Annotated in this window: 6 protein-coding genes; 3 read left to right on the top strand and 3 right to left on the bottom strand. The window is 35.7% G+C overall.

Annotation, left to right across the window (positions count from 1 at the left end; all coding sequences use genetic code 11):
• Window positions 1–49: 49 nt before the first annotated feature.
• Genes GSA01S_RS09380 through GSA01S_RS09370 form a run of 3 tightly spaced genes read right to left on the bottom strand, consistent with a single transcriptional unit; the run spans window position 50 to window position 2,065 of the window.
• Entirely contained in the window at window positions 50–547 is a 498-nt protein-coding gene (locus tag GSA01S_RS09380; protein ID WP_066126914.1) for a phosphatidylglycerophosphatase A family protein, read from the bottom strand.
• A gap of 25 nt (window positions 548–572) precedes the next feature.
• A complete protein-coding gene (locus GSA01S_RS09375; protein WP_066126913.1) occupies window positions 573–1,559 on the bottom strand; it encodes an NAD(P)/FAD-dependent oxidoreductase in 987 nt (328 codons plus the stop codon).
• A 20-nt stretch (window positions 1,560–1,579) separates the two neighbouring features.
• Window positions 1,580–2,065, bottom strand: a complete 486-nt coding sequence (locus GSA01S_RS09370) for a divergent PAP2 family protein (RefSeq protein WP_174519413.1) — start codon at window positions 2,063–2,065, stop codon at window positions 1,580–1,582.
• A 136-nt stretch (window positions 2,066–2,201) separates the two neighbouring features.
• On the opposite strand from GSA01S_RS09370, the gene GSA01S_RS09365 reads away from it, so the two are divergent.
• The 3 genes from GSA01S_RS09365 to GSA01S_RS09355 are packed head-to-tail and all read left to right on the top strand — an operon-like array spanning window position 2,202 to window position 4,593.
• Window positions 2,202–2,780 (top strand): peptidylprolyl isomerase, encoded by a 579-nt coding sequence (locus GSA01S_RS09365; RefSeq protein ID WP_066126910.1) that lies wholly within the window; start codon window positions 2,202–2,204, stop codon window positions 2,778–2,780.
• A gap of 60 nt (window positions 2,781–2,840) precedes the next feature.
• Window positions 2,841–3,263: a CvfD/Ygs/GSP13 family RNA-binding post-transcriptional regulator gene (locus GSA01S_RS09360; protein ID WP_066126909.1), complete on the top strand. Its 423-nt coding sequence runs from the start codon at window positions 2,841–2,843 to the stop codon at window positions 3,261–3,263.
• Window positions 3,250–4,593, top strand: coding sequence for a glucose-6-phosphate isomerase (locus GSA01S_RS09355; RefSeq protein ID WP_066126907.1), 1,344 nt, complete (start codon window positions 3,250–3,252; stop codon window positions 4,591–4,593). The genes GSA01S_RS09360 and GSA01S_RS09355 overlap by 14 nt, the downstream gene beginning before the upstream one ends.
• Window positions 4,594–4,707: the final 114 nt, after the last annotated feature.

Below are 4,707 nucleotides of genomic sequence, written 5' to 3'. Positions count from 1 at the left end.
AAAAAGTGAAAGCTTTAGTTGCTTCTCTTTTGCCTGTTTCGTCGTTTTTTTATTTAGTTTGAGAATGGGCGATACGACTAGCCGCTGCTGCAGCAAGTGCTCCAACAACATCATCGATGAAGGTGTTACATTTTTCGCCTTTTTGACTGTTTAATTCACCAATAATACCAGGTTTAATTTTGTCGACATAACCAAAATTGGTCATCCCAATCGAACCATAGACATTGACGATGGATAGCACTAGGATTTCATCGATGCCGTATAACCCTTCATCGCGCATTAATAAGTCACTTAAAGTAGGTGAGAACACGCCTTTTTCTGCGGCGATATCAATTTCAATACCGGTAATGACCGCATTTTGTACCTCGCGTTTTTTCATGACCATTTTCAAATTATGAATACATTCTCCCATCGTTAAGTCTTTGACATAAGGTGCTTGTAATTCATAAACGATAGTTGCGATTTCTTCAATTGAAACACCACGTTCAGCTAATAAATTATAAGCGTGTTGTTCTAAAATTTCTTGTTCAATTAACTTCTCAGACATACTAATTTCCTTTCTAATTTAAATATTACTGTTCAAATAAACTGGTACTATGAATATGTTGGCGACCAGCTCCAGGGTTGAATTGTTCAATCGCATTACCTACAGCAGTCGGACCTTCGCCAAAACCAGTAGCGATGATGCGAATTTTACCAGGGTAATTGGCAATATCTCCTACCGCAAAAATGCCTTTAATATTCGTTTCATAAGCGGAATTCACGGGAATTAGATTCCGTTCAATATTGATGCCCCAATTTTTCGCATTGCCAATACTTGACGAAAAGCCGTAACTAATTATAAAATGATCCGCTTTTATTGTTAATTTCTCGTCACCTCTAGGTTGAGTGATTTCAATCGCATTTAACGTATGACCATCCCCTATAATCTGGCTAGGTATATAAGGGGTCATGACTTTAACTGAAGATTGCATCAACTGATTCACGCTGTGTTCAAGGGCTCTAAATTGTGGACGGCGATGTAATAATGTAACAGATTTAGCGATAGGTTCTAACATTAATGCCCAGTCGACGGCCGAGTCACCACCACCACAAATCACGACATCTTTATCGGCAAATTGTGATAGTTGATTGACATAATAGTGTAAATTTTGTTCTTCATATTGCGCTGCTTCGGGTAAATTCAATTTACGAGGACTAAAAGCACCATTCCCAATGGCGATAATCACTGTTTTAGAATAATGAGTTTCCTTATCTGTTTCGATTAAAAAATGCTCTTGGTCATCTTTGGTAATGTTAATCACTTTTTGACCCAGTACAATATTCGTTTCAAATAATTCCAATTGTTTAACCAAGTTGTTTGTTAATTCAATTCCTGAAGTAGCTGGATAAGCCGGAATATCGTAAATCGTTTTTTCAGGATAAAGATGTGCCGGTTGCCCACCTAAGTTTTCTAAACTTTCAATAATTTTAACTTTTACTTGTCTCATTTCCGCATAAAAGGCGGTGTATAACCCGACGGGCCCACCACCTATAATTGTTATATCAAATAATTCCAAATGTCAATGTTCCTTTCATATTATTGCATTTCTATAAAGAATCTAAAGATTCGGTTTAAAAAGAATGCTACCATAATTCCTGTCATAATGCCAACAATGACTTCACTGGGTTTATGGCCTAAATATTTCTTGATAACCATCGCTTTATATTTATCGTAATCATAATCACCAATCGAGTCGTTAGGATTTTCTTCTAAATGTTGCTTGGCAATTTGATCTAAAACTAAACCTTGTTCACCACTTTGACGACGAACACCCATCGAATCAAACATTACGATAATACCAAACACGGTCGCAATCGCTACATAGGGTGAGCTAAAACCGTATTGCAAGATTAAAGCTGTAATGAGTGAGCTAGTAGCAGCAGAGTGAGAACTCGGCATACCACCGGTGGAAGTGACGATGTCAATATTGGTATTTGAATTTCTAAAATATTTAGCAATGGGATATTTAATAAATTGAGTAAAAATAATCGCCAAGAGCGAGCTAATAAGTGGAAAGTTCATCCTAGATAGTTCCTCCAATTTCTTGTTCTCTTATATCATAACAAAAAAACCTCAATATAGCACCAAAAAATTTTGAAACTTGAATATAATTAAGGTAAGATAGAATGGAAGTAAAATTTAAGGAGGCGGACAATTGATGTTCCCACAACTAAATGTAGAGAATTTAGAATCAAATGTAATTTTACATACAAATTACGGTGATATTGAATTGGTATTATTTAAAGAACAAGCACCTAAAACTGTAGAAAATTTCATTGAATTAGCGAAAAAAGGTTATTATGATGGCGTTATTTTCCATCGAGTGATTAAAGACTTTATGATTCAAGGTGGCGACCCAACTGGTACCGGGATGGGTGGAGAAAGTATTTATGGACAGTCATTTGAAGATGAATTCACACGTGATCTATTTAATTTGAGAGGCGCTTTATCAATGGCGAATGCGGGTCCTAATACCAATGGAAGTCAATTCTTCATCGTAACGGCAAGTAATGTTCCAACTCAAATGTTAGCTCAAATGAAAGACTTAGGATTCCCAGAAGAAATCGTTGAAGCTTACGCTAAAGAAGGTGGAACGCCATGGTTAGACCAACGTCATACAGTCTTTGGACATGTTAAAAATGGCTTTGATAATGTTTTAGCTATTGAAGCGGTCGAAACTGGCGCTCAAGACAAGCCACAAAAACCAGTTGTTATTGAATCAATTACTGTAAAGTAACATTGGCAAAAAGACAAAACTGAAGTATAATTAAAAGTGGTTTTAGAAGGAGACGATATTGTGACAAAATTTAAAATTGGTAATATTGTCGAAGGTGAAATCACTGGAATTCAAAACTACGGTGTCTTTGTGAGTCTATCAGAAGAAGAGCAAGGACTAATACATATATCTGAATGTCGACATGGTTTTGTATCTGATTTTGATGAATTTTTTAAGGTAGGGGACAAGGTAAAGGTAATCGTTGTTGATATTGATGAATATACTGAAAAAATCAGTTTATCAATTCGGGCTTTGATTAAGGTCAATACACCTCCTTTTCCAGCCCGACCTAAGAAAAGACGCAAAAGGTTTACACCTTCGATAGGTTTTGCAACCTTAGATAAAAAGATGCCGGAATGGATTGCTGAAGGCATTGAAAATATAGAAACAGATCGCTATAACAAAAATATTCAAAAGGAGCATAGTAATAATGGCACATATTAAATTTGATTATTCAAAAGTAAGCAATTACGTAGGAGAAAACGAATTAGCTCAATTACAAACTCAAATCACAGCAGTAGATAAAATGTTAAGAGAAAAAACAGGTGCTGGTGCAGGCTTTACAGATTGGGTAGATTGGCCAGAAGCATATGATAAAGAAGAATTTGCACGTATTAAAGAAGCAGCTGAAAAAATTAAAAATGATTCTGAAGTATTAGTTGTAATTGGTATTGGTGGTTCTTACTTAGGTGCTCGTGCTGCCATCGACTTTTTAAATCATTCTTTCTATAATGTAAAAGCAGGTAAAAAAGGTATGCCACAAATTTTCTTTGCTGGTAATAGTATTTCATCTACTTACTTACATGACTTATTAGATATTATTGGTGACCGTGATTTTTCTGTTAACATTATTTCTAAATCGGGTACGACTACTGAACCAGCAATTGCGTTCCGTGTATTCAAAGAGAAGTTAATCGAAAAATACGGTGTTGAAGAAGCAACCAAACGTATTTATGCAACGACAGATAAAGCACGTGGTGCGTTAAAAGATGAAGCCAACGCTGCAGGATACGAATCATTTGTTATTCCAGACGGGATCGGTGGCCGTTTCACTGTCTTAACAGCAGTAGGATTATTACCAATTGCCGTATCTGGAGCTAACATTGATCAATTAATGCAAGGTGCTGCTGATGCAATGAAAGAATACAGCAATCCAGATTTAACAACTAATGAAGCTTATCAATATGCAACCATCCGTAACATCTTACACCGTAAAGGTAAAGATATTGAAATCTTAGTGAACTACGAACCCGGAATGCAATACTTCTCTGAGTGGTGGAAACAATTATATGGTGAATCAGAAGGTAAAGACTTGAAAGGTATCTATCCATCAAGTGCAAACTTTTCAACTGACTTACACTCTGTTGGTCAAACTATCCAAGAAGGTAAACGTAATATTTTCGAAACAGTTGTTAAAGTAGAAAAACCTCGTCATGATGTTGAGATTCCAAAAATGGAAGAGAATTTAGATGGCTTACGTTACCTTGAAGGGGAAACAGTTGACTTTGTTAACACTAAAGCTTACCAAGGAACATTATTAGCTCATACAGACGGTCAAGTACCAAACTTATTAGTGACTATTCCAGCAATGGATGAATATTCATTAGGTCATTTAATTTACTTCTTCGAAATTGCAGTAGCTATTTCAGGTTACTTAAATGGGGTAAATCCATTTGATCAACCAGGTGTCGAAGCATACAAGAAAAACATGTTTGCTTTATTAGGTAAAGAAGGATTCGAAGATTTAGCAAAAGAATTAAATGAACGCTTATAATATTTCTATCAATATGAGATAAAAATATTCAAAACACCAAAAAGAAACGGAGCTAAAAAACGCTCCGTTTCGCTTATTTTATGGAAAAAAACAGCTTTTCACAGGAAAAAATGT

Source organism: Globicatella sanguinis NBRC 15551 (assembly GCF_001552295.1).
Classification (GTDB): Bacteria; Bacillota; Bacilli; order Lactobacillales; family Aerococcaceae; genus Globicatella; species Globicatella sanguinis.
Note: the sequence above shows the minus strand (reverse complement) of the source record. Positions and strands in the feature narration are given on the sequence as shown.

What these genes read in the sequence shown, in the direction of transcription:
- GSA01S_RS09380 (WP_066126914.1), bottom strand. Translation starts at nt 547, where the DNA reads ATGTCTGAGAAGTTAATTGAACAAGAAATTTTAGAACAACACGCTTAT.
- GSA01S_RS09370 (WP_174519413.1), bottom strand. Translation starts at nt 2,065, where the DNA reads ATGAACTTTCCACTTATTAGCTCGCTCTTGGCGATTATTTTTACTCAA.
- GSA01S_RS09365 (WP_066126910.1), top strand. Translation starts at nt 2,202, where the DNA reads ATGTTCCCACAACTAAATGTAGAGAATTTAGAATCAAATGTAATTTTA.
- GSA01S_RS09355 (WP_066126907.1), top strand. Translation starts at nt 3,250, where the DNA reads ATGGCACATATTAAATTTGATTATTCAAAAGTAAGCAATTACGTAGGA.